At 66.8% G+C, this 23626-nt stretch carries 23 protein-coding genes; 11 read left to right on the forward strand and 12 right to left on the reverse strand.

Annotated elements, in window-relative coordinates:
• Window positions 1-891 (reverse strand): MBL fold metallo-hydrolase, encoded by an 891-nt coding sequence (locus tag J2X92_RS04575; protein WP_307573731.1) that lies wholly within the window; start codon window positions 889-891, stop codon window positions 1-3.
• A 112-nt stretch (window positions 892-1003) separates the two neighbouring features.
• Here J2X92_RS04575 and J2X92_RS04580 point away from each other — a divergent pair, with 112 nt between their 5' ends.
• Entirely contained in the window at window positions 1004-1960 is a 957-nt protein-coding gene (locus J2X92_RS04580) for a LysR family transcriptional regulator (RefSeq protein ID WP_307573733.1), read from the forward strand.
• 27 nt (window positions 1961-1987) lie between these two features.
• On the opposite strand, the gene J2X92_RS04585 is transcribed toward J2X92_RS04580, so the two are convergent.
• The 7 genes from J2X92_RS04585 to J2X92_RS04615 are packed head-to-tail and all read right to left on the reverse strand — an operon-like array spanning window position 1988 to window position 9047.
• Window positions 1988-2953, reverse strand: coding sequence for an NAD(P)H-dependent flavin oxidoreductase (locus J2X92_RS04585; protein ID WP_373424780.1), 966 nt, complete (start codon window positions 2951-2953; stop codon window positions 1988-1990).
• Between the two features lie 5 nt (window positions 2954-2958).
• A complete protein-coding gene (locus J2X92_RS04590; RefSeq protein WP_307573735.1) occupies window positions 2959-4164 on the reverse strand; it encodes an ABC transporter substrate-binding protein in 1206 nt (401 codons plus the stop codon).
• Entirely contained in the window at window positions 4161-5114 is a 954-nt protein-coding gene (locus J2X92_RS04595; protein WP_307573736.1) for a branched-chain amino acid ABC transporter permease, read from the reverse strand. Before J2X92_RS04595 ends, J2X92_RS04590 begins: the two co-directional genes overlap by 4 nt.
• Before the next feature lies 1 nt (window position 5115).
• Window positions 5116-5985, reverse strand: coding sequence for a branched-chain amino acid ABC transporter permease (locus tag J2X92_RS04600; RefSeq protein WP_307573738.1), 870 nt, complete (start codon window positions 5983-5985; stop codon window positions 5116-5118).
• Entirely contained in the window at window positions 5982-6707 is a 726-nt protein-coding gene (locus J2X92_RS04605; RefSeq protein WP_307573740.1) for an ABC transporter ATP-binding protein, read from the reverse strand. The genes J2X92_RS04600 and J2X92_RS04605 overlap by 4 nt, the downstream gene beginning before the upstream one ends.
• Entirely contained in the window at window positions 6704-7531 is an 828-nt protein-coding gene (locus tag J2X92_RS04610) for an ABC transporter ATP-binding protein (protein ID WP_307573741.1), read from the reverse strand. Before J2X92_RS04610 ends, J2X92_RS04605 begins: the two co-directional genes overlap by 4 nt.
• 10 nt (window positions 7532-7541) lie before the next feature.
• Entirely contained in the window at window positions 7542-9047 is a 1506-nt protein-coding gene (locus J2X92_RS04615) for an AMP-binding protein (RefSeq protein WP_307573742.1), read from the reverse strand.
• Window positions 9048-9189: 142 nt separating this feature from the next.
• Here J2X92_RS04615 and J2X92_RS04620 point away from each other — a divergent pair, with 142 nt between their 5' ends.
• Complete coding sequence (locus J2X92_RS04620; protein ID WP_307573743.1) at window positions 9190-10215, forward strand: AraC family transcriptional regulator; 1026 nt, start codon at window positions 9190-9192, stop codon at window positions 10213-10215.
• A 24-nt stretch (window positions 10216-10239) separates the two neighbouring features.
• Here the strand turns inward: J2X92_RS04620 and J2X92_RS04625 are convergent, their stop codons facing one another.
• A complete protein-coding gene (locus J2X92_RS04625) occupies window positions 10240-11160 on the reverse strand; it encodes a GNAT family N-acetyltransferase (RefSeq protein ID WP_307573746.1) in 921 nt (306 codons plus the stop codon).
• Between the two features lie 276 nt (window positions 11161-11436).
• On the opposite strand from J2X92_RS04625, the gene J2X92_RS04630 reads away from it, so the two are divergent.
• From J2X92_RS04630 to paoC, 9 genes are all read left to right on the forward strand, one after another.
• Entirely contained in the window at window positions 11437-12354 is a 918-nt protein-coding gene (locus tag J2X92_RS04630; protein ID WP_307573748.1) for a DUF6662 family protein, read from the forward strand.
• Between the two features lie 11 nt (window positions 12355-12365).
• Window positions 12366-12881 (forward strand): FMN-binding protein, encoded by a 516-nt coding sequence (locus J2X92_RS04635; RefSeq protein ID WP_307573750.1) that lies wholly within the window; start codon window positions 12366-12368, stop codon window positions 12879-12881.
• Window positions 12862-13761: an FAD:protein FMN transferase gene (locus J2X92_RS04640; protein ID WP_307573752.1), complete on the forward strand. Its 900-nt coding sequence runs from the start codon at window positions 12862-12864 to the stop codon at window positions 13759-13761. Before J2X92_RS04635 ends, J2X92_RS04640 begins: the two co-directional genes overlap by 20 nt.
• Entirely contained in the window at window positions 13758-14222 is a 465-nt protein-coding gene (locus tag J2X92_RS04645) for a hypothetical protein (RefSeq protein WP_307573753.1), read from the forward strand. The genes J2X92_RS04640 and J2X92_RS04645 overlap by 4 nt, the downstream gene beginning before the upstream one ends.
• A gap of 78 nt (window positions 14223-14300) precedes the next feature.
• Window positions 14301-14642, forward strand: coding sequence for a hypothetical protein (locus J2X92_RS04650; protein WP_307573754.1), 342 nt, complete (start codon window positions 14301-14303; stop codon window positions 14640-14642).
• A 120-nt stretch (window positions 14643-14762) separates the two neighbouring features.
• Window positions 14763-15725, forward strand: coding sequence for an AraC family transcriptional regulator (locus J2X92_RS04655; protein ID WP_307573755.1), 963 nt, complete (start codon window positions 14763-14765; stop codon window positions 15723-15725).
• Between the two features lie 169 nt (window positions 15726-15894).
• Window positions 15895-16542, forward strand: coding sequence for an aldehyde dehydrogenase iron-sulfur subunit PaoA (gene paoA, locus J2X92_RS04660; RefSeq protein ID WP_307573756.1), 648 nt, complete (start codon window positions 15895-15897; stop codon window positions 16540-16542).
• Window positions 16539-17489 carry an FAD binding domain-containing protein gene (locus J2X92_RS04665; RefSeq protein ID WP_307573758.1) on the forward strand — a complete coding sequence of 317 codons (951 nt, stop codon included), beginning with the start codon at window positions 16539-16541 and terminating at the stop codon, window positions 17487-17489. Before paoA ends, J2X92_RS04665 begins: the two co-directional genes overlap by 4 nt.
• 5 nt (window positions 17490-17494) lie before the next feature.
• Complete coding sequence (paoC, locus tag J2X92_RS04670; RefSeq protein WP_307573760.1) at window positions 17495-19705, forward strand: aldehyde oxidoreductase molybdenum-binding subunit PaoC; 2211 nt, start codon at window positions 17495-17497, stop codon at window positions 19703-19705.
• 10 nt (window positions 19706-19715) lie between these two features.
• Here the strand turns inward: paoC and J2X92_RS04675 are convergent, their stop codons facing one another.
• The 3 genes from J2X92_RS04675 to J2X92_RS04685 are packed head-to-tail and all read right to left on the reverse strand — an operon-like array spanning window position 19716 to window position 23579.
• A complete protein-coding gene (locus tag J2X92_RS04675) occupies window positions 19716-21161 on the reverse strand; it encodes an MFS transporter (protein ID WP_307573761.1) in 1446 nt (481 codons plus the stop codon).
• 4 nt (window positions 21162-21165) lie between these two features.
• A complete protein-coding gene (locus J2X92_RS04680; RefSeq protein WP_307573763.1) occupies window positions 21166-22137 on the reverse strand; it encodes a tripartite tricarboxylate transporter substrate-binding protein in 972 nt (323 codons plus the stop codon).
• 47 nt (window positions 22138-22184) lie between these two features.
• A complete protein-coding gene (locus tag J2X92_RS04685) occupies window positions 22185-23579 on the reverse strand; it encodes an amidase (RefSeq protein ID WP_307573765.1) in 1395 nt (464 codons plus the stop codon).
• Window positions 23580-23626 lie beyond the last annotated feature (47 nt).

Raw genomic sequence — 23626 nt, forward strand, 5'->3', positions numbered from 1 at the left:
TCACCACTTCATTTCGCCCTTGTTCACCTTGGCGCCTATGTCCAGCGCCACACCAAGGCCCGCGTCCGGGTAGGCCTGCTTCATGGCGCCGATGAGCGCGGCGCTGTCGGCGGCCTTCGGCAGCTCCTGCTCGTAGCGCGCCAGGTAGGCCTGGCTCCAGGCGATCTGCGATGCGTCCTGCTTCGCGCCCACGGCGCTGTGGCCCGGAATGACCCGGGTCGGTTGCAGGGCGGCCATGACGCCGAGCTTGGTGGCCCAGTCGGCACGCTCCTGCGGCGTTTGCGCATCGGCCGTCCAGAGATGCAGGCCGGCGTACACGTTCACGCCGCCAGCAATGGTCTTGAGCGACGGAATCCACACGTAGCTTCGATGCGGCTGGTTGTCGTCGAGCCCGCGTACCTCGATCGACTGACCTTCGAGGGAGATCGTGTTGCCCGCGAGCACTTCAGGCAGCGGCACGCTCTTGGGCGCATTGGCGCCCATGCGCGGGCCCCACACCTGCAGCTTGGTGGCCAGCGTGGCCTGGATCTTCTTCAGCGTTGGCGCGGTGGTCATCACCTTGGCGTCGGGGAAATACTGCTTGAGCACCTCGATGCCGAAGTAGTAATCAGGATCGGCCTGGGTGATGAAGATGGTCTTGAGCGTCTTCTTGCTGTCGAGCACCATGGCTGCGATGCGCAGCGCATCGGCGCGCGTGAAGCCCGTGTCCAGCAGCACGGCGTCGGTCTGCCCGGCGACCAGCACCGAGTTGACGTGGAAGCTGTTGGCGTCGGCGTTGTAGACCTGAAGGGTCAGTGGCGGAGCCGGCTGCGCCGACGCGTCGGTCGAGACGATGCCGAGCGTCATGGCGGCCGGCAGCAGGGCGAGGGAAAAGAACTTGATCGTTTTCATGAGGGACTCCATCGAAGCCGAGAGGTTGCGGATGGGCTCATCGTATTGATTCGTTTATCGAAGATAAACTTCGATTCGATCAAATGATTGTCAACTGATTCGATTCAATCCCATGGACCACCTCAGCGCCATCCGGACCTTCATCGAGATTGCCGACCAGGGGAGCCTGACACGTGCGGCCGAAGTGCTCGACCTTTCGCGCGCCATGGTCAGCCGCCATCTCGAAGGCCTGGAGCAGTGGCTCGGCGCGCGCCTGCTGCATCGCACCACCCGCCGCGTGAGCCTGAGCGATGCGGGACAGGAGGCGCTGCCCCGGCTGCGCCAGATGCTCGAACTGGCCTCGGACGTGCAGGCCGTCACCGGCGCACGGCGAACGGAGCCCGCGGGCAAGCTGCGACTCACCACCAGCCTGTCGTTCGCGGTCTCGAATCTCACGCGCGCCATCGTGGAGTTCCAAAGCCGCTATCCGCGCATCGAGGTCGAATTGCTCACGGTGGACCGCACGATCGACCTGGTCGATGAACGCATCGACTTGGCCATCCGTATATCCAATCGGCTGGACGACGGCGTGGTGGCGCGCCAGATTGGCACTTGCCGCTCGGTGCTGTGCGCATCGCCCGCCTATCTGAAGCGGCGTGGCGTGCCCGAGCGGCCGGAAGACCTTTCGGCGCACGAATGCATCACGCATGCCTTCGGCAGCCGCGCCGAGTACCGGCTGCGCAAGGGGGGACGCTTGGTCAACATTGCGGTGAGGGGCAGCCTTTCAAGCAATGAGACGGCGGTGCTGCGCGAGGCCGCGCTGGCGGGCGCTGGCATTGCGATGCTGCCCACTTACTTTGTTGAAGACGAACTCGCGCGCGGCGCGCTCGTGCGACTGCTGCCGGACCACGAGCCCGAGGTGCTGGGTCTCCATGCCGTGATCCTGTCGCGCCAGCACCAGCCGCGGCCGCTAAAGCTGCTGATCGACTTCTTGGCCGAGCGCTTTGGCGGGGACCTGGCGCCCTGGGACCGGAAGCCATCGCCGCCGTCGCGTCGCAAGACGCGCATCGATACTAAGCGCAGGCCCTGAAAGGCACATCGCGGCAAACGTCCCGCGTCAGGCAGCCAGCGCCGTTTCGCCGAGGCGCTGCAGCGCCGCGACATATTCGCGGCGTAGGCGATCGACCAGCGCGCCGGCCGGCATCACCTCGGTCACCGCCGCGATGCCTTGGCCGCAGCCCCAGATGTCTTTCCAGGGCTTCTTGCGGTCGCTTCCGAAATTCATCATGCGCGCCTCACCGTGCGGCAGCGCGTCGGGATCGAGCCCCGCCGCCGCGATGGAGCCGCGCAGGTAGTTGCCGTGCACGCCCGTGAACAGGTTGGAATAGACGATGTCGCGGCTGCTGCTCTCGACGATCATCTTCTTGTAGGCGGCGTCGGCGTGTGCTTCCTCGGTGGCGATGAAGGCGGAGCCGATGTAGCCGAAGTCGGCGCCGGCAGCCAGTGCGGCGAGCAGCGCGTCGCCAGTGGCGATGGCACCACTCAACGCGAGCGGCCCGCGGAACCAGCGTCGAATCTCGTGCACCAGCGCGAAGGGGCTGACGGTGCCGGCATGGCCGCCGGCGCCAGCGGCCACGGCCACCAGTCCATCGGCGCCTTTCTCCACCGCCTTACGCGCGAAGACGTCGTCGATCACGTCGTGGAGCACGACACCGCCCCACGCATGCACGGCGTCGTTGATCTCGGGCCGCGCGCCCAGCGAGGTGATCACGATCGGCACCTTGTAGCGCTCGCAGGCCGCCATGTCCTGCTCGAGCCGGTCGTTGCTCCGGTGCACGATCTGGTTGATGGCGAACGGCGCCGAAGGTGCTTCGGGATGGCGTCGGTCGTGCGCCGCGAGTTCCTCGGTGATTTCGGCAAGCCAGTCGGTGAAGAGGGCGGCGGGCCGGGCATTGAGCGCGGGCATGGAGCCGACGATGCCGGCCTTGCACTGGGCGATGACGAGTTGCGGCGTGCTGATGATGAACAGCGGCGCGGCCACGACGGGGAGCCGAAGCTTGCGGAATGCTTGGTGCATGGGCATGGAGATCAGAAGATGGAAACGAATTCGCCGAGGCGGTTCCAGCGCTTGCCGTCGAACACGACCGGCTGGAGGGACTTGATGAGCCGGTAGTCGTCAGGGCTGCTGCTCACCACGACGCCGGGCAGGAACATGGGAAGCTGCACGGCCTTGATCGATGCGGCTTGCCGCAGCACGTTCTCGCGGGTGAGGTTGTCGCCTGAGGCGCGCAGGATGTCGACCATGAGCCTTGCGCTGGAGTACGCGTACACATGGGAGCCCAGGCGCAGGTCGGCTTCCGGCCGGTATTTCTTCATGAAGGCCAGCCACTCGCGGAACGCAGGATCGTTCTCCCACTGCGAATCGTTGGGGTCCTTGGAATACGCGGTGGAGATCACGCCAGCGGCCTTCTCCGGCCCGGCCGGGTTGAACACCGCTCCGATCAGCGCGGCGCCCTGGGCCAGGTAGTGCGTCGGCTTCCAGCCGGTGTCGTGGACCCGGCGCAGCGTCTGGATCGCCGCCTTGGCGGTGCTGAAGCTCACGAGCACGTCCGCACCGGCGCCGCGCAGCTGCACGATCTGCGAATCCACCGTGGGGTCGCTCACTTCGTACGAAGCTTCCGCCACGATCATCGACTTGGCGCGCGCACCCAGCCCGCCCTTGAAGCCGCGCAGATAGTCGCGCCCGTAGTCGTCGTTCTGGTACAGGATGCCGATCTTCGCGTTCGGCTTTTGCTCCAGGATGTGCCGTGCGTAGACGCGCGCTTCGGATGCGTAGTCCGGATAGAAACTCATGCTCCACGGGTTCCGCGCGGGGTCGTTCCACTTCGAAGCGCCGGTCAGCAGCAGAAGGTGCGGAACCTTCTTGGCGTTCAGATAGCGGTGCACCGCGGAATTGGTGGCAGTGCCGAACATGCCGTAGAGCAGCAGCACCTGATCCTGCTCCACCAGGCGCCGCACGCCCTCCACCGTTTTCGGCGGCGAGTACCCGTCGTCCAGGCTGATGAAGTTGAGCTTGCGGCCGTTCACGCCGCCTTGGTCGTTGACCATGCGGAAGTACGCCGCCTGTGTCTTGCCGACCTCGCCATAGATCGAGGCGGCGCCGCTGTACGCCATCGTCTGGCCGATGCGGATCTCGGTGTCCGATGCGCCCGGATCGTATTTCTTCTGCGCGGCAGCGCTGCCGCATGCCAATGCCAGCACGGCTGCTGCCAGTCCCAGGCCCAATATCTTCATGGCTTGCTCCTCGCAAGAAAGCGGTTTTTCAAATGACGGATGCCGCCGGCTGCACCGGTGGGCCAGAGCATCACCAGCGCGATCAGGATGGCGCCGTAGACGGCCCAGGGCGCGGACTTGGAGACCTGCTCCGCCACGCGCGGCACGAACTGGATGAACAGCGCGCCGTACACCGCGCCCTGAAGCGACGACAAGCCGCCCACCACGGCGCCGACCAGCAGCGTGATCGACAGGAAGATCGAGAAGCTGTCGGGCGCAACAAACTGCACCACGATGGCCGACAGGGCGCCGCCAACGCTGGTGCACAGCGCCGATACGCCGAACGCGAGTGTCTTGATGCGCGCGTTGTCCACGCCCATAGCCTGGGCCGCAATCGGGTGGTCGCGCACGGCGACGATGTTCAGCCCGACGCTGCCGCGCAGCAGGTTGTGCACGGCGGCGAACAGCGCGGCCGCCACGGCCAGGCAGAAGAAATAGAGCCACTGGTCCGCATCCAGCGGCAGGCCGAACGGCGCCTCAGGCTTCATCAGCACGATGCCCTGGGAGCCGCCGGTCCAAGTCTCCAGCCCTTTGTACTTCAGCAACTGCGGCGTCGCCACGCCCAGCGCGAAAGTCGCCAAGGCCAGGTAGACGCCATCGAGCTTGAGGGCGGGCCGGCCGAACAGCCAGCCGAGCGATCCGCCCAGCAGCGCGGCGGCCGGCAGTGTCGCCCAGTAGGGCCAGCCGGCATGCTCCATCAACACCGCGGCTGTATAGGCGCCCAGCGCGAAGAACGCGCCGTGGCCGAGCGAGATCTGGCCGTTGAACCCCGTGAGCAGGTTCAGGCCGAGCAGGGCCACCGCATAGGTGATCACGAGGGTGGCCTCGAACACCGCATAGCTGGGCAGCGCAAACGGCAGGACGCAGGCGATCGCAATGAGGAGGACGGCGGGAAACAGGTGGCGCTGCATGTCAGACCCTCACCACGACGGCCTTGCCGAACAGGCCGTTGGGCCGGGCCACCAGCACCGCGATGATCAGCACCAGGGCAACGGTGAGCTTGAGCTCGGCACCCACCACGTAGGTGCCGACCAGGTTCTCGAGCACGCCGACGATGAACCCGCCAATGACGGCGCCCGGTGCGCTGCCGATGCCGCCGAGCACCGCCGCGGCGAAGGCGTACACCAGCACGCCCGACATCATGTGGACGTCGAGGAAGACGACCGGCGCGATCATCATCCCGGCGACGGCGCCGATCGCGCCGGCGAGCCCCCAGCCCAGCGCGAGCATTCGATCGACCCGCACACCGACAAGGCGGCTCGACACCGGGTTCTCCGCGGTCGCGCGCATCTGCAGCCCGAGCGGCGAATAGCGAAAGAACAGGTACACGACCAGGAGCATGGCGAGCGTCATGCCCACCGCGCCGAGCTGATGCGCAGAGACGAGTCCGCCGGTCGCGCCGGCCTGCGGAAAGGGGCTGGGAAAAGATCGGATCGCATAGCCGAACAGCCAGCCGGAAAGGCTGTGCAAGATGACCAGCAAAGCGACGAACACCACCACGATCGACAGCACCGGCGCATGGCGCAGCCGCCGGATCAGCACGGCTTCGATCGCGGCGCCGAGGGTGAACGCGATCGCGACGGTGGCGGCGAAGGCCGCCCAGTAGGGCCATCCGGCCTCGATGAGGAGCGACGCGATGAAGGTGCAGAACATCGCCATCTCGCCCTGCGCGAAGTTCACGTGGTGGGTGCTGCGGTACACCATCACCAGTGCCAGTGCCAGGCTGGCGTAGATCCCGCCGGTCGCCAGGCCCGCCGCGAGCTGCGGCAGCAATGTGTTCATGCGATGTCTCCTCCGAGGTAGGCCGCGTGCACGGCCTCGTTGTTGCGCACGGCCGCCGCCGGCCCATGCAGGACGATGCGGCCGGTTTCGAGCAGGTACGCCGTGTCGGCCAGGTCCAGGGCGAGCCCGGCGTTTTGTTCGACCAGCAGGATCGCGACGCGCTGTTCGTCGCGCACGCGCCGCATGATGCGAAAGATGTCTTGCACCACGTTCGGCGCGAGGCCGAACGACGGTTCATCCATCAGCAGCAGCCGGGGTCGCAGCATCAGGGCGCGTGCTATGGCGAGCATCTGCTGCTCGCCGCCGGACAGCGTGCCCGCCTGCTGGTGGCGGCGCTCCTTCAGCCGGGGAAAATATTCGTAGAGGCGCTCGAAGTCCTCGCGCACGCCGGCCTTGTCGGTGCGCGTGCATGCGCCCATGCGCAGGTTTTCTTCCGTGCTGAGGCCCGCGAACGTGCCGCGGCCATCCGGAACGTGAGCCACGCCCAGGCGCACGATGTCTTCCGTGGCAAAGGTGTCGATGCGCTGGCCGCCGAACGTGACCTGGCCCTGCCGGCGCACCAAGCCGCACAGGGCGCGCAGCGTTGTTGTCTTGCCGGCACCGTTGGCGCCGAGCAGCGCGGTCACGCCTGCGACAGGCACCTGCAGGTCGATGCCGAAGAGCACGCGGCTGTTGCCGTAGCCGGCCTCGAACCCTCGCACGTCGAGCAGGACGTCGCTCATTGCATGACCCTCGCTTCCCTCGGCTCGCCCAGGTAGGCTTTCAACAGCTCGGGGTCGCGCCGCACTTCGGCGGGTGGACCCTCGGCGAGCTTGCGTCCGAAATTCAGCGCCACGATGTTGTCCGACAGGGCCATCACGAGTCCCATGTGGTGTTCCACGAGCAGCACCGTCAGCTCGAAACGCCGGCGCAGCGTGCGGATCAGGACGGCGAGCTCGTCGACCTCCTGGTGGTTGAGGCCGCATGCCGGTTCGTCCAGCAGCAGCAGGCGCGGCGACGAGGCCAGCGCGCGCGCGAGTTCCACGCGCTTCTGCGTGCCGAAAGGCAGTTCGCCGGCGGGCAGGTCGGCCACCTTGCCGAGGTGCAGCAGCTCGACCAGCTCGTCGACGCGCGCCGCCTGCGCCAGTTCCTCGCGTGCGACTGCGGGCAGGCGCAGTGCGTGCGCAAGCCAGCCGGTGCCGCGGCGGCAGGTGGTGCCCACCGCGATGTTCTGCCGCACCGTCAGCGTCCTGAACAGCGCAAGGTTCTGGAACGTGCGTCCGATGCCCAGGCCCGCCATCCGGTGCTGCGGCAGCGCACCGAGCGCCTGTCCTGCGAAACGGATCTCGCCCGAATGGTTCGCGTACAGGCGCGACAGGCAGTTGAAGAGGGTGGTCTTGCCCGCCCCGTTCGGTCCGATCAGCCCGCAGATCTCACCGCTCGCGACATCGAAGGACACGTGGTCCAGGGCCACCACGCCGCCGAAGCGCACCGTGACGTCCCGCACTTCGAGCAGGGATTTGGGCTGCCGCCGTCCGCCGGGGATACCGTAGATGCCGTACTTCATCGGTTCGCCTTCATCCACGGACCTGCGCGCGCAGCACGTTCTTGAGCACCTTGCCGGCGCCCGACAGCGGCAGCTCGGGCACGAAGCTGAAGGCGCGCGGGCACTTGTAGCCAGCCAGCCGTTGGCGGCACCACTCGCGCAGCGCCTCGCCCTCGATCGGGGCTGAGCCTTGCCGCAGTACCAATACCGCGTGCACGGCCTCGCCCCAGCGGACGTCGGGCACGCCGACCACCGCTGCATGGGCCACTGCCGGATGGCCTCGCAGCACGGTTTCGACCTCGCCGCCGTACACGTTCTCGCCACCGCTGATGATCATGTCCTTGAGGCGGTCGACGATGAAGAGATGGCCGCTTTCATCCATGCGGCCGGCATCGCCCGTGCGCAGCCATCCGTCGCGGAACACGGCTTGCGTCGCCTCCGGCTGGCGCCAGTAGCCGCGCATCACCATGGGCCCGCGCAGCACCACCTCGCCCACATCGCCGCGCGGCAGTTCGCGGCCTTCTTCGTCAACGACGAGGATCTCGGCGCCCAGTCCGGCGCGGCCCACGGAATGGACCAGCCCGCGCTCGCGAGCTCCTGCGCGGTGGTTGGCCGGCGGGTTCATGCACACGGCGCCCGCGGTCTCCGTCATGCCGTAGGCCTGAAAGAATTCGGCCTGCGGCAAGGCATCCAAGGCGCGGGCCAGCAGGTCCGGCGGCATCGGCGCCGCGCCGAATGCGACTCGCGTGAGGCCCTGCACCCGCTCACGGCTGAACTCGGGCGCATCGAGCAGCGACTGCAGCATCGTCGGTACCGCGACGATGTCGCTCACGGCATGGTGCTCGATCGCGTCCAGCACGCGATCGGGCTGGAACCGGGCCAGCGTGTTGCAGGTGCCGCCCACGACGATCTGCCCGAGCAGCCGGCCCAGGCCGGCGACGTGGAACAGCGGCGCGACCAGCAGCGCCACCGAGTCCGGCGAATTCGGCAACTCCGCGCCGCGCGCGACCGAAGCGGCCCAGAAGTTGGCGTGCGACAGCATCACCCCCTTGGCGCGGCCGGTCGTGCCGCCGGTGTAGAGGATGGCGGCGAGCGCATCGCCGCCCGTGCGCGTATCGGGCAGCCCCTCGCATCCGCGCGCTTGTGTCGCGAAGGCGTCCAGCGTGAGCACCTGGGTCGGGCCCTGCGGAACGAGATGCATGAGCGATTCGTCGACCAGCATCAGCACCGCAGCGCTGTCGGAGAGTGCATCGGCCAGTTCGTGCGCACTCCAGCGAATGTTGAGCGGGCAGGCGACGGCCCCGAGCCACCAGCAGGCCAGGAGCGCCTGGACCAGGCGATCATCGTTGGGCGCGAGCAAGGCGACACGGTCGCCCGCGCCCACGCCGTGGCCCGCCAGCGCGGCCGCCTGCCGCGCCGTGCTTTGCAGCAGCTCGACGAAGGTCAAGCGCCGCGGAGCGCCGTCGCCGAGATGGACCAGTGCGTCCTTGCCGGGGTGGCGCTGGAGCGAGCGGTGCAATCCTTGGGTGAGGTACATGAGGGTCGGGTTTCAGAAGATGCTTGCAGCTTCGCGCCGAACCGCACGCACGAATATCGGAAAGGTGCAGGCCGGAGGATTGCGTGCAGGAACTGCGGTTTCCCCCATTGCCCATTCCTGTCATCGGTCCGAGAGTGCGGCCATGCGCGTTTCCTCCCTGCCTTCCCGGATCGAATATGCCGGCCACCGCATCGCCGGCTTGCGCCTGGCGGACTGCCGTGACGTCGACCAGTCCAACGAACTTTCCGCCCGCCTGTTCGGCTCCGCACGCATGCGCCGGCTGCGCGCCGGTGGTGCGTTCCATTTCACGCACGACCACGTGCCCTTCGGTGCGGTGTCTTTCGACCGCATGAGCTGGGGTGCCCATACCGCGCTCGTGCCCAAGGCCGAAGCACTGCCGGGCTATTACCTCGTCAACTTGCCCATCCGCGGCACGGCGCGTGTGCGGCAGGATTCGCACGTGCAGCCGCTCGCGCACGGCACGTGCGGCGTGTTCAGCCCCTTGCGCAGCTTCGAGATCGAGGCCTACGAGGGATTCGACCACCTCCTGGTGCGCATCGATGCCGCGTTCCTTGCGCGTGCATGGCAGGGGATTTCGGGCCGGCCGCTCACTGCGCCCCTGTTCTTCGATTCCGCCATGCCGGATTCACCGACCCTCGCAGCCAGTTGGATGTCCCTGGTCACTCTGGGCGAGAGCGTGGCAAGACTTCCCCTGGGCACCGCGGCGCGCGAGTATGCGCAATCGGCTTTGTCCGCCAGCGTGGCTTCGGTGCTGCTGACGCAGCACCCCCATAACCATCGCTTCCTGCTGGAGTCCGACGCGAAGGCCGCTGCGCCCCGCGTGGTCCGGCTGGCCGAGGAGTTCATGCTGCAGCGGCTGCGTGAACCGGTGACGGCGGATGAGGTCAGCATTGCCTGCGGCGTGTCGCGACGTTCGCTGTTTGCCGCATTTCAGGCGCATCACGCCACAGGTCCAATTGCATGGCTGCGGCAGCGCCGTTTGGAAGCCGCACGCGCGTTGCTCGAGAAGCCCGCGCGCGGCGACCTGCGCGTGGCGGATGTGGCCCTGGAGCTGGGCTTCTTCCATGTCGGCGAGTTCGCAGCGGCCTACGGGCGCGCGTTCGGCGAATCGCCCTCCGTCACTCTGCGGCGGGCGCGCCTGGGCTAGCGGCGCGACACGCCAGCAGGCGAGTCAGCCGAACGACTGGTTGGAAAGGGCGAACAGGCGCACGTCCACTTCGGCGTCGGCGTCGGCGCCGACATCTGCATCGGCATCGGCATCCATCGCACCAGCCTGGATCTCGCGCACCATGGGCACCGCATGGCCGACGCAGGGCAGCCCCACGCCGGTCAGCCAAGCAGAGAGACCGCCGCCCTCCGTCACGTCGATGCGAAGAAACTGGCCGCGGGCTCGACCGGCGAGAGCGGTGATGAGGTCCATCGCATCGGCAGCACTGCTTGCGCCCGATGCGACCACTGGCCCGATCACCACGCCGCGTCCAAATTCGCGTGCGCAAGCGTAGGCTGCCACACTGGCGCCGCGATCGACGACCATCGTCGTCCCGGCCGCGAACAATGCATCCAGCAATGCGGTGCGGTCCATGCCGGTGGCGGCCGTGTCCAGCCGGCGCACCCCCTCGACATCAGCTGCCTGCATGGGACGCACGCCCGCCGGGGCGGCAAGAACGGTTTCCGCGGGCACTAGGACCTGGTGCTGGAACACCTGTCCGCGGGCGACGAACCCGAGCTGCGTATAGAGCGGGAGCCCTTCCTGGGTGGCGTTCAGGAGCACCGTGCGGTTGCGCGCGGCGTGAAGCAGCTGTTGCATCAAGGCGCGCCCCAGGCCCCGCCCCTGCATGCGCGGGTCGACGATGATCATGCCCACCGAGGCATGGGTCTTGCCATAGGGCCACCACATCGCCGTGGCCACCAGGCGGCCATCGACTTCCGCCGCGAAGCCGCTCCCAAGATCGAAGGCGAAGCGCCAGTCCGCCTCGCGGTAGGGCCATCCCAGTGTGGCGGATAGCCTGGCCGCGTCAGGCAAGTGATCGACGCGTAGCGCGGCCAGGTGCGGCGCTGTTTTATCAGCCGGTGCGTGGTTGTCAGCTGCCATGATCAAGTTCCGCCCAATGCTAAAGAAAGCACCCGCCGGGTCGATGCCGAACCAAGCACCCGGAAAAGAGAGAAATGCGCGATTGCGAACTTCGATGAGTGGATCGTGCTGCATGTACGAGTCGCGGCAGTCATGCCCCAACGCCGACGCAACGCACGGCGCATGACCACGACCTGACCTCTGTGTTGGGGTGACAACGCTGCACGCAATTTGCTCTTGGGATGAGTGATTCTCGTTACCATTTTTGATGCGATCAATGAGTATAAGAACCGCCATATGCCACTGCCGTCTCGCCTGTTGGGCTGCCTGATCCTGCTGGTCCTGGGTTGCGGATTGAATGCCACCGCCTTTGCCGAAGAGAGCCAGTTCGGGTACGTCTACACGACGGACCTGTTGCCCAAGGGGGCCAAGGAAATCGAGCAGTGGCTGACATGGCGCAACAAGAAAATAGCCGGCGTCTACGACCAGCTCGAGGGCCGAACCGAGTTCGAATACGGCGTGTCCGATCGGCTCCAGGTGGCCCTGTACGCCAACTATGCGTGGGCTCGGGCCTATCACAACGGACCGAACGGAGCGACCACGCCGCCCGAACAGTTTGCCGACAAGAACGTGAATGCCGACGCGCACTGGAGCGGCAAGCGCTTCGTCGGCGTGTCCGGCGAGGCGATCTACCGAGTGCTCAGCCCCTACACCGATGGCGTGGGCCTGGCGTTCTATGTGGAGCCCACGGTGGGCCCCTCGTTCAGAGAGCTGGAAACCAAGATCATCCTGCAGAAGAACTTTCTGGACGACCGGCTGACCACCGCCTTCAACTTCACCTATGCGCCTGAGTGGCGATACCTGGACGACGACAGCACCCCGTCGGGCCGAAGCTGGCAGCACGAGACAGACATCAATTTCAATGCGGCGCTGTCCTATCGCTTCGCACCGAACTGGTCGGCTGGATTCGAGTTCGTCAATGAACACGAATACAACAGCTACCTCTTCAAGAACCAATCGAACAGCGGCTACTTCTTTGGCCCGACCATCCACTACGGCGGAAAAAACTTCTTCATCACGGCGACCTTCCTGGAGCAGCTGCCTTGGGCCAAGGCGCACTCGGACACCGTGGAAGGCTCCCTCATTGGCGGCCGTGTCTTCGACAACGACTTTGAGCGGTATCGACTCCGCGTCAAGGCCGGCTACTATTTTTGACGGACGCTGGCATGAAGCTCAATCAATGGGCGTGGCTTCCAGTGGCCGCGATCTCCACGTCGGTTTATGCGACGACCTACTTCACCACCGAAGAAGCGCAGCAAGCGATATTTCCTGGCGAGAAGCTGGCACCGGCGTTCGTCACGCTGACCAATCAGCAGGCCAAGAAGATCGAGGATGCCACCGACGTCAACGTGCGGCACAAGGACATCAAGGTCTGGAAGGCGAGCGGCGGCGGGTGGTTCATCCTCGACGAAGTGGTGGGCAAGCACGAGTTCATCACCTATGCCGTGGGACTGAATCCCGACGGCAGCGTCAAGCAGATCGAGATCGTCGACTACCGCGAGTCCTATGGCTACGAGGTTCGCAACCCCGACTGGCGCAAGCAGTTCACGGGCAAGACCTCCGCGGCGCCCCTCAAGCTGGAGCAGGACATCCACAACATCAGCGGCGCGACGCTGTCCGCCAGGCACGTGACCGACGGCGTCAAGCGTGTGCTGGCCACCTATGCCATTGCGCTCAAGTAGCCAGCGCCGGGCACGGCCGCTGCTCGGGACGCTGGTCGAGATCGCCGCGAGCGGCGCATCGGCCCACTTGCCGGCGGCGCTCGGGGCCGCCTTCGCGGCCATCGAGCAAATCGATCGGCTGATGAGTTTCCACGCGCCGGACAGCGACGTTTCCAGGATCAATGCTGCCGACGCTGAGTGCGAGATCGGCATCGATTCCCACACCTCCCACGTCCTGCATTTCGCCCGCAAGCTGAGCGAGCTGTCCGACGGCGTCTTCGATGTCACGATTGCCGATGTATTGATGCGCGAAGGCTTCCTGCCGCGGCAAGAAGGCGTTGCGGCGGATGCCCCCGCGGCAGCGAGCTTTCACGACCTGGTGCTGCTGCCCGGCGATCGCGTCCGCTGGCGCCGCAAGGGATGGATCGACCTGGGCGGCATCGCCAAGGGCTATGCCGTCGATTGCGCCGTGGATGCGCTGCGTGCGCATGGCGTGGCCGGCGCCGTCGTCAACGCCGGCGGCGACCTGCGTTTCTTCGGTGAGCCGCAGCCGGTCCATGTCCGCGACCCTGAGACGCCGACTTCGCTCGTGCCGCTCGGCGTTTTCAGCGATTGCGCTGTGGCCACGTCCAGCGGCTACTTTTCGGATCGGTTGTCCAGCGGCGGCGTGACGGAGCCGCTGGTCGATCCCTTGCGCCGCGCTTGTGTCCGCTGGCGGCAAAGCGTCACGGTCGTTGCACCCGACGCCATGACGGCCGACGCATTGACCAAGGTCGTGCGGCTCGCAGCGCAGGCCGCGCCGGGCATCCTCGAACGCTGTCGCGCGAGGGCCATCGTGATCGACCGCCGGGGGATGCGGCAATGCGGCATCGCCATGCCGGCCGAGGCCACCGCAGCATGAGGCCACCCCATCTTCACCACGCCTGGCCACAGCCCATTCGGCTGGGTCGCAGGCATGAGCGCTGGGTCTATGGGTTGGCGGGACTGCTGTTGCTCTCGGGCACGGGTTGGCTGATCGCCCACTATTTCCTGGCCATCCCGAGCGAATTCGGAGACCCGCACCAGGCTTCCGAACCGTGGTGGCTGCGCCTTCACGGCGCGGCGGCCATGGGCTTCCTGGTGATCGTCGGCACGGTGCTCCTGAACCACGTCGTGCGCGCGTGGCATCTGCGCAGGAATCACAGGAGCGGGCTTGTCTTCATGGGTCTCCTGGCCGCGATGGTGCTGACGGGCTACGCGCTCTATTATTTCAGCGGCGAAGAGACGCGGCCCTGGATCAGCAAGGTGCATTGGGTTGCGGGGCTTGCCTCGGCCGTGGCCCTGCCGATCCATGTCGTGCTGGGCCGGCGCCGCAGGACGTGAACCGTTGGCGGCACGCTGCAACGGTCATCATTCCGGTTGAAAGCGGCGGCGCCGCGTCCGACACCGGGCCAACCGCGGATGCCCGACCATCGCGGTATGCCATCGCTTCGAAGCATCGCCGTCACCGTCCTTGAAGACAAGGAGGGTGCCTACCGCTGGCGCCTGGTCGAGCTGGAAGAAGAGAGCTGGCGGGTGCTGCGCCAGCAGCCGCGATCCACGAAGACCTACCATGCCGCGATGGCGGCCGGCCTGGTCGAACTGCAGCAGATGGTCGAAGACCTCGACGTGGGCCCGCGCGAAGATGAATCCGAAGGCAAACCGGAACCCAAGCCGGAACCCAAGCCCGAATCAGAACCCGCGGAAGGCAAGAAAAGCGGCGCGGCCTTTGGGTTCGGTTTCGGACTGCCGAAGATCGGGTAGCTCCGCGGAGAGACCTTGCGCACTTCGCTGGATTTCTTGCCTGATCCTCTGCCGAAGCTTCTCTTTTGTGGATGAAGAGCTGCTTGCGCGTTAGAGTCTTCCGCGGAGGCTCCGAGCAACATGGCATCCATACAACCCGACGCGGCCGCGCAGTGCAAAGCGCTGCAGGAAGCAATGGCGCGCATCATCGGCTCGCGCACCCCGGGAGTGGGTGACTTCCCAACGCCGATTGCCGGGCTTGCCTTCTTCCGGCGCGAATCTCCCGCGCCGCCGGCCGCCTGCATGATCGAGCCGAGCATCGTTCTCGTGGCGCAGGGCGCAAAGCAGATTTGGATCGGCGGCGAGGCGTATCCCTACGACACCTCGCAATTCCTCGTCACCTCGCTGAACCTGCCCGCCAATTCGGAGGTGAGGATGGCAAGCCCGCAGCAGCCTTGCCTCGGCCTGGTGCTGAAGCTCGACGTGCGCGTGGTGGCCGAGCTGATCGCGCAGGGCGGTCTGCCGTCGCACCGCGATCGCTCCGGGGGCGCGGGCGTGGGTATCGGCACGGCAACGCCGGCGCTGCTGGCGCCGATCGCGCGCCTCGTGGAGTTGCTGGACGAGCCCGAAGCTATTCCCGTTCTCGCGCCGATGATCCACCGCGAAATCCACTACCGGCTGCTTGGGAGCGACCAGGCGGGCAAGCTGCGGCAGATCGCCTCCGTGGACGGACAAGGCCATCGGATTGCAAGAGCCATCGACTGGCTTACGCTGAACTACGCCTTGCCGCTTCGCGTCGATGAACTCGCGGTGCGCGTGCAGATGAGCACGCCGACCTTCCATCACCACTTTCGGCAGCTCACTGCGATGAGCCCGCTGCAGTACCAGAAGTGGCTGCGATTGAACGAGGCCAAGCGACTGATGCTGAACGAGCACCTCGATGCGGCCAGTGCGGCCTTCAGGGTCGGCTACGAAAGCCCCTCCCAGTTCAGCCGCGAATACAGCCGCTTGTTCGGCGCCCCGCCCAAGCGGGACATCGGCGTGCTGCGCGGCGGAGCCAGGGGCATCGACGCACACGAGCCAGGGCTGCCGAATCTCGCGTGAGAACTTAGGTCCACAAGACCTCGCGAGCTCAGCGGATTGGGCAAGAAAACGAGCGGAATGCTCTACCAATCGGCGGGCAGCTCTAGAAAAATGGTGGACAGGGTGCCCGCTTTTACGCGGCGCTTGCCCTCCCCACGACTCGCCCGAACTTCGAACAACAGGAGCTGACATGGACAGTCCCACAACCCCCTTGATCTCGCGGCGCGATGCCCTCATCGTCGGTGCTGCTACGGCCGCGGCGGTTTCATCTTCCGCGCCCGCCATGGCCACGCAGGCTGCGCCTTCTGCATCGGCATCGGCGATACCGCGCGCAAAGCTCACGCTGAACGTGAACGGCCAGGCTCACTCGCTCGACCTCGACACGCGAACGACCTTGCTCGATGCGCTGCGCGAGCACCTGCACCTCGGCGGCACCAAGAAGGGCTGCGACCACGGCCAATGCGGCGCCTGCACGGTCATTGCGGATGGGCGGCGGATCAACGCCTGCCTGTCGCTCGCCGTCATGCACGACGGCGGGCAGATCACCACCATCGAAGGGCTCGGCACGCCGCAGAACATGCATCCGCTGCAGGCTGCCTTCGTCAAGCACGACGGTTATCAGTGCGGCTACTGCACACCTGGGCAGATCTGCTCGGCGGTGGCCGTGCTCGATGAAATCAAGCGCGGGGTACCGAGCCACGTGAGTGCTGATCTCACGGTGCGGCCGCTGCTGTCGGCCGACGAACTGCGCGAGCGCATGAGCGGCAACATCTGCCGCTGCGGCGCTTATTCCAACATCGTCGATGCCATCACCGAGGTGGCGGGGAGCCGGACATGAAGCCGTTCACCTATGAGCGCGCGCAGTCTCCTGCGCAGGCCGCAGCGGCTGTCGCGCAGAGCCCTGGTGCCAAGTTCATTGCGGGCGGCACCAACCTGCTGGACCTCATGAAGCTGCAGATCGAAGCACCCACGCATCTGGTCGACGTGAACGGCCTGGCGCTGGACAAGATCGAACCCACGTCCGAAGGCGGCTTGCGCATCGGCGCCATGGTGCGCAACGCCGATCTGGCGGCTGATGAGCGCGTGCGCCGCGACTACGGCGTGCTCTCGCGTGCGCTGCTGGCCGGCGCTTCGGGCCAGTTGCGCAACAAGGCGACGACGGCGGGCAACCTGCTGCAGCGCACGCGCTGCCCCTACTTCTATGACACCGACCAGCCGTGCAACAAGCGCCAGCCCGGCAGCGGCTGCAGTGCCATCGGCGGTGTCACCCGCCAGCATGCGGTGATCGGCACGAGCAAGGCCTGCATTGCGACGCATCCGAGCGACATGGCGGTGGCGATGCGCGTGCTCGACGCGGCAGTGGAGACGGTGCGCCCCGACGGCCGCACGCGCGTGATCCCGATCGCCGACTTCCATCGCCTGCCGGGCGATACGCCGCACATCGAGACGGCGCTGGAGCGGGATGAGCTGATCACCAGCGTCACGCTGCCAAGGCCCATCGGCGGCACGCAGATCTACCGCAAGGTACGAGACCGTGCCTCGTATGCGTTCGCTCTGGTATCCGTTGCCGCGATCGTGCAGCGGGATGGCTCGGGCCGCGTGGCACTCGGTGGCGTGGCGCACAGGCCGTGGCGTGTCGAGGCTGCGGAGGCCGCGATGCCGCAGGGTGCGAAGGCCGTGACCGCGCAGTTGCTGGCCGGCGCGCAGCCCACGCACGAGAACGCATTCAAATTGCCATTGGCCGAGCGGGCGCTGGCCGCGGCCCTGGTGCAAGCGAGGAGCTGAACATCATGAAATTCGACACACCCGCCACCACCAATCCCATCGACCAGCTCAAGATCATCGGCAAGCCCACAGACCGGATCGACGGGCCGCTGAAGACCACCGGCACCGCACGCTACGCCTATGAACGCAACACCGAGGTGCCCAACGCCGCATACGGCTATGTGGTGGGCGCCGGCATTGCCAAGGGCCGTATCGCCTCGATGGACCTGAAGGCCGCGCGTGCGGCGCCGGGCGTGCTGGCCATCGTCACTGCGCGCAATGCCGGCAAGCTCGCCAAGGGCGACTTCAATACCGCCAAGCTGCTGGGCGGGCCCGAGATCGACCACTACCACCAGGCGGTCGCGATCGTCGTCGCCCAGACCTTCGAGCAGGCGCGCGCCGCGGCGCAGCTGGTGCACATCGCGTACACGCGCGCACCGGGCCGCTTCGACCTGGCCGCCGAAAAAGATGCGGCGCAGCTGCCCAAGCCCAATCCGTTTTCTGGCGAACCGGAAACAAAAACGGGCGATTTTCCCGGCGCGTTCGCGGCGGCCCCTGTACAGATCGATGCGACCTACACCACGCCCGACGAGTCGCACGCGATGATGGAACCGCATGCGTCGATTGCGCAATGGAAGGGCGACAAGCTCACCATCTGGACATCGAACCAGATGATTGCCTGGGGCGTTGGCGACGTGGCCAAGACGCTGGGCATTCCCAAGGCCAATGTCCGCTTGGTCTCGCCCTTCATCGGCGGCGGCTTTGGCGGCAAGCTGTTCGTGCGCGCGGATGCGGTGCTTGCCGCGCTGGGTGCGAGGGCGGCCAAGCGGCCCGTGAAGGTGGCACTCCAGCGGCCCTTGATGATGAACAACACCACGCACCGGCCCGCGACCATCCAGCGCATCCGCATCGGTGCCGCAAGGGACGGCAAGATCGCCGCCATCGCCCACGAGGGCTGGTCCGGTGATCTGCCAGGCGGACAGGCGGAGACGGCGGTCAACCAGACCCGGCTGCTGTATGCCGGCGCCAACCGGCTGACGACCACGCGGCTCGCCGTGCTCGACCTGCCCGAGGGCAACGCCATGCGCGCGCCCGGCGAGGCGCCGGGCATGATGGCGCTGGAGATCGCCATGGACGAAATGGCGGAGAAGCTCGGCATCGACCCGGTCGAGTTTCGTGTGATCAACGACACGCAGGTCGATCCCGAGAAGCCGGAGCGGCCTTATTCGCAGCGCAAGCTGATCGAATGCCTGCGCACCGGCGCCGAGCGCTTCGGCTGGAGCAAGCGCAACGCGGCACCGGGCCGGCAGCGCGACGGACGCTGGCTCGTGGGCATGGGCATGGCCGCCGCGTTCCGCAACAACCTGTTGGCGAAGTCAGCCGCGCGCGTGCGCCTGGACAACCGGGGCATGGTCACGGTGGAAACCGACATGACCGATATCGGCACCGGCTCGTACACCATCATTGCGCAGACAGCGGCCGAGACGATGGGGCTGCCGCTTGACAAGGTGCTCGTGCGCCTGGGCGATTCGGCGTATCCCGTTTCGGCCGGCTCGGGCGGACAGTGGGGCGCCAACAACTCGACGTCGGGCGTCTATGCTGCCTGCATGAAGCTGCGCGAAGCCGTGGCGCGCAAGCTGGGCTTCGCAGTATCGGAAGCCGAATTCTCGGACGGCATGGTGCGCGGCGGGGAGCGCGTGGTGCCGCTTGCCGAGGCCGCGGGCGCGAACGGATTGGTGGCCGAGGACGGCATCGAGTACGGCGACCTCGACAAGAAGTACCAGCAGTCCACCTTCGGCGCGCACTTTGTGGAGGTCGGCGTCGACGCCGCCACCGGCGAGATACGCGTGCGCCGCATGCTCGCGGTGTGCGCCGCGGGCCGCATCCTCAATCCCAAGTCGGCCCGCAGCCAGGTGATCGGCGCGATGACGATGGGCGTCGGAGGGGCGCTGATGGAAGAGCTGGCGCTCGACAAGCGGCACGGCTTCTTCGTCAACCACGACCTCGCGGGCTATGAGGTGCCGGTGCACGCCGACATCCCGCACCAGGAGGTGATCTTCCTGGACGAGACGGACCCGATCTCTTCGCCGATGAAGGCCAAGGGCGTGGGCGAACTCGGCATGTGCGGCGTCGCGGCCGCCGTGGCCAACGCGGTTTACAACGCGACCGGCGTGCGGGTGCGCAACTATCCGATCACGCTCGACAAGCTGCTCGATCGCCTGCCGCCGGTGGCGTGAGCTGCCGAGGTCATGCCGCTGCGGCCGCCGGGGCTCGGCGGCGGGTGTTCGCAATCAGGGCAGCGCCGGCCAGGCAAAGGACCGCAAGCACGGCGAGCGCGGAACTGGCGCCTTGGGTGAAGGTGGCCTCGTCCGCACTTGAAAGCGCCGGCCCGCCGACATTTCCAAGGATCTTGCGGTGCGCGCTGGAAGGCAGCCCTGCCAACGCCACGCTCAGCGCGAGCGCGGTTCCCACCATGATGCCGGTGTTCTGCAGCGTCGACCGGACGCCGTTGGCAATGCCCCGGCGCTGGGGCATCACGCTCTGGAGGATCGATGCATTGTTCGGCGTCACGAAACTCCCGATGCCCAGGCCCAGCACCCAGAGGCACATCGACAGCTGCACGGCGCCGATCGTGGGCTGCAGCAGTGCAGCCAGCAGCGCCAATGCGCATGCCGCGAGCAGCATGCCGCCCACGCAGATGGATTCGGGCCTGAAGCGCCGAAGCAGGATGCCCGCCACGGGTGCGGCCATCAGCATGCCGAATGCGACCGGTGCGATGCGCAGGCCCGCCTCTGAGGGCTGCAGGCCCGCGCAAGCCTGGAGATACAGGGCCACGAGCAGCAGGGGCGCAGCCTGCGTCATCGACAGGAGCAGGATGCCGGCGTAGGCGGTACGGCGCCCCGGGTCGCCGAACAGAGTCGGGTCGACCAACGGACTGGCCACGCGCATCTGAAGGCCGGAGAAAAGCCCGATGGCGCAAAGCCCGGCGAGTATGAACGTCCACACGGGCGTGCTCGTCCATCCGCGGGTGCCCGCCATCGAGAGTGCATAGGTCACGCATCCGATGCCAATGAGGGACAGCGCCGCGCCTGCCAGGTCGAATCGCTCGGGTGGGGCGGCCTCACTTTGGGGCAGCACCTTCCACGACCACGCCAGCACGCAAAGCCCTGCAGGCACGTTGAGCATGAAGAGCGCGCGCCAGCCCCACCACGACACGACGAAGCCGCCGGCCAGCGGGCCCACGACCTGGGCCAGGGCCGCGACCATGGCGAGGACGCCAAGTGCCAGTCCCATCTTGCGGCGGCCGAACGCATCGCCCACCAAGGCGCTGGCGTTGGCCATGACGCCGGCCGCGCCGATCGCCTGGCCGATGCGGCTGGCCAGCATCAGCTCCGCAGTCGGCGCCAGGGCGCATGCCGCGCAGGCGGCCACGAAGAGCGACAGTCCCGCGAGGAAGAGCCGGCGCCGTCCCCACAGGTCGGCCAGCCGTCCAAAGCTCAGGATGCAAACCGTGCTGACCAGCATGTACGACAGCAAAATCCAGCTCGCCTGCGTCGGCGAAGCGCGCAAGCTGTGCGCCACGGCAGGCAGCGCGACGTTGAGTGCGCTGAGATTGAGAAAGCACAGCAGCGCGCCCGCACTGGCGGCGACCAGCACCGCCCAGCCGACCTTGTCCGCTTCGTCGGCCATCATCGATTCAGTCTTCGCTCTTGAACCCCGACGCCTGGACGATGGGTCGCCAGTACACCCGATCCTCGGCCATGATGCGCTTCAGTTCCGCGCCCGGCAGCCCGGTCGGCTCGAGGCCCATGCGATCGACTTGTCCGCGCACTTGCGGATTGCGCATTGCGGCAAGAAGGGCCGTCTCCAGCTTCGCGACCACCTCCTTCGGCGTCCCCGCCGGCACGAATGCGGCATAGGAAGCATTGGCGCGGTCGAAGGCGTCATAGCCCGACTCCTTGATCGTCGGAACGTCGGGCAGCCAACTCAAGCGCTTGGTGCCTGCAACGCCCAATATCCGCAACTTGCCCGCGCGGTGGAGTTCGAGCTGGCTGGCCAGCGCGTCGGTGCCCATCGGCACATGGTTTCCGATGATGTCTGTCGCGAGCGGCGCACCCCCTTTGTAAGTGACCGGCGTGAGCGGTACACCGACGGCCTTGGACAACTGCAGCACGCTGAAGTGCAGCCCGCCTCCGAGGTTGGTCAGTCCCACGCTGGCGTTGGCAGGATTCTTCTTGATCCAGGCCACGTACTCGGGAATCGTCTTGAACGGCTGATCTGCGCCGGCGGAAACGACGCAGGGCACATTCGCCAGGTGCGCGACAGGTATGAAATCCTTGTCGACGTCATAGTTCAGCCGCGCATAGGTCATCGGAAAAAGGACGAAAGGCGGTGTGGCGCCCATCAGGATCGTGCGGCCATCGGGCCGTGCGGTCTTGACCGCCTCGATGGAAATCCGAGTCGAGGCGCCGGGCCGGCTCTCCACCAGCACGGGTTCCTTGAGCGTGGTGCGCAAATCCTCGGCCAGCGAGCGCGCCAGACTGTCGAGGGCGCCACCCGGCGGAACGCCGATGATCAGCCGGATGGGCGCGTTGTTGTCGGCCTGCGCAGCCGCGCCGATCAAGGCGATCGACGCACCGAGAAAAAGTGTCTTGAGGAACGAGGCCATGGTGGAGGTACCTTCAAAGTTGAGAACGGAAAGGGAGAGGAACGGACTCAGAAGGCGAGGGCGGGCAGCGCGTTGGCTGGCCAGTGCGCGGCTTCGAAAGATGCCGCGGCCTGCAGCAGCTGCTGGTCCTCGCGAAAGCGGCCGACCAGTTGCATGCCGATGGGCAGGCCGTCGCGGCCGGCACCGCATGGCAGGCTGATGGCGGGATGGCCCGTGAGGTTGAAGGGCATCGTCCACGGGAACCAGTTCGGCCGCACCTCGGCATACGCTTCGCCATCGATCTCGATGCTGCCGAACAGGTTCTGGTCGATTGGCAGGGCGGTGCGCGACAGAGTGGGCGTGAAGATGAAGTCGTGGGTCTCCAACTGAGCCTGGACCTTGCGAAAGAGCGCGGTCCTGGCAAACATGGCCTGCTGGAAGGCGACCCCGTCGACGTGCTCTGCGAGCGCGAGCTGCTGCAGCAGCGACGGGCTCAACTCGCTGGCATGTGCTTCGGCCAGTGGCGCGAAGCGGCCGCGCCAGCTGGTGTGGTTGATGACCCGCCACACCGGCTCGACGTCAAAGCCCTCGCCCGACATCAACTCGAGTTCCGCGCCCATCGAACGCAATGTGGCAAGCGCGGCTTCGAAGGCCGCAGCAACGTCGGCGGAGATCGGTCGCCCCTCGAGCCTTGCGGAGTAGAGAATCCGTTTGCCACGAAGATCGCCGGCGGGCTGCAGCGTGTCGAAGTAGCGCTGCGCCGGCACGCCCAGCGACCACGGGTCGGACCCATGGGCACCCGTCATGGCCTGCAGCATGAGCGCCGTGTCGGCCACGTTGCGCGTGGTGGGCGTCACATAGGTGTAGTTGCCGAAGGCGTCTTGCACTTGGCTGTGGGGCACCACGCCCAGGCTCTGCTTCAAGCCGACGACGCCGTTGCATGCGGCCGGTATGCGCGTCGAGCCCCCGCCGTCGGTGGCAATGGCCAGGGGCGCGATACCCGCCGCCATCGACGAGGCCGCACCGCCGCTCGAGCCGCCACTGGTGCGCGTGGCATCCCATGCGTTGCGGGTGCTTCCGAAAAGAGGCGCATCGGTCAGGCACTTGGCGCCAAATTCGGACGTGGTCGTCTTGCCGATCAGGATGCCGCCCGCCTCGCGCATGCGCGCCACGGCCACCGCGTCTTGCGCGGGAACGTGGTCGCGATGCAGCACCGAGCCGTACGTCGTCCTGACGTTCGCGGTGTCGACGATGTCCTTCACCGTGAAGGGCAGTCCGTGGAGCAGGCCCAACGCCTCGCCCTTCATTAGCGCGGCTTCGGCGGCCCGGGCCTCTGCCATCGCCTGCTCATGGCAGAGCGTGATGAAGCAGTTCAGGTGCGGCTGGACCGCGTCGGCGCGGCGCAAGACTTCTTCGACGATCTCCACCGGCGAGAGCTTCCGCTGCGCAACGAGCATGCGCATCGTCCCAGCGGACATTTCGCAGATCTCGGATTTTGGAAGACGAGGAA

The organism is Variovorax paradoxus (assembly GCF_030811855.1).
In the GTDB taxonomy this organism is placed as follows: domain Bacteria; phylum Pseudomonadota; class Gammaproteobacteria; order Burkholderiales; family Burkholderiaceae_C; genus Variovorax; species Variovorax paradoxus_L.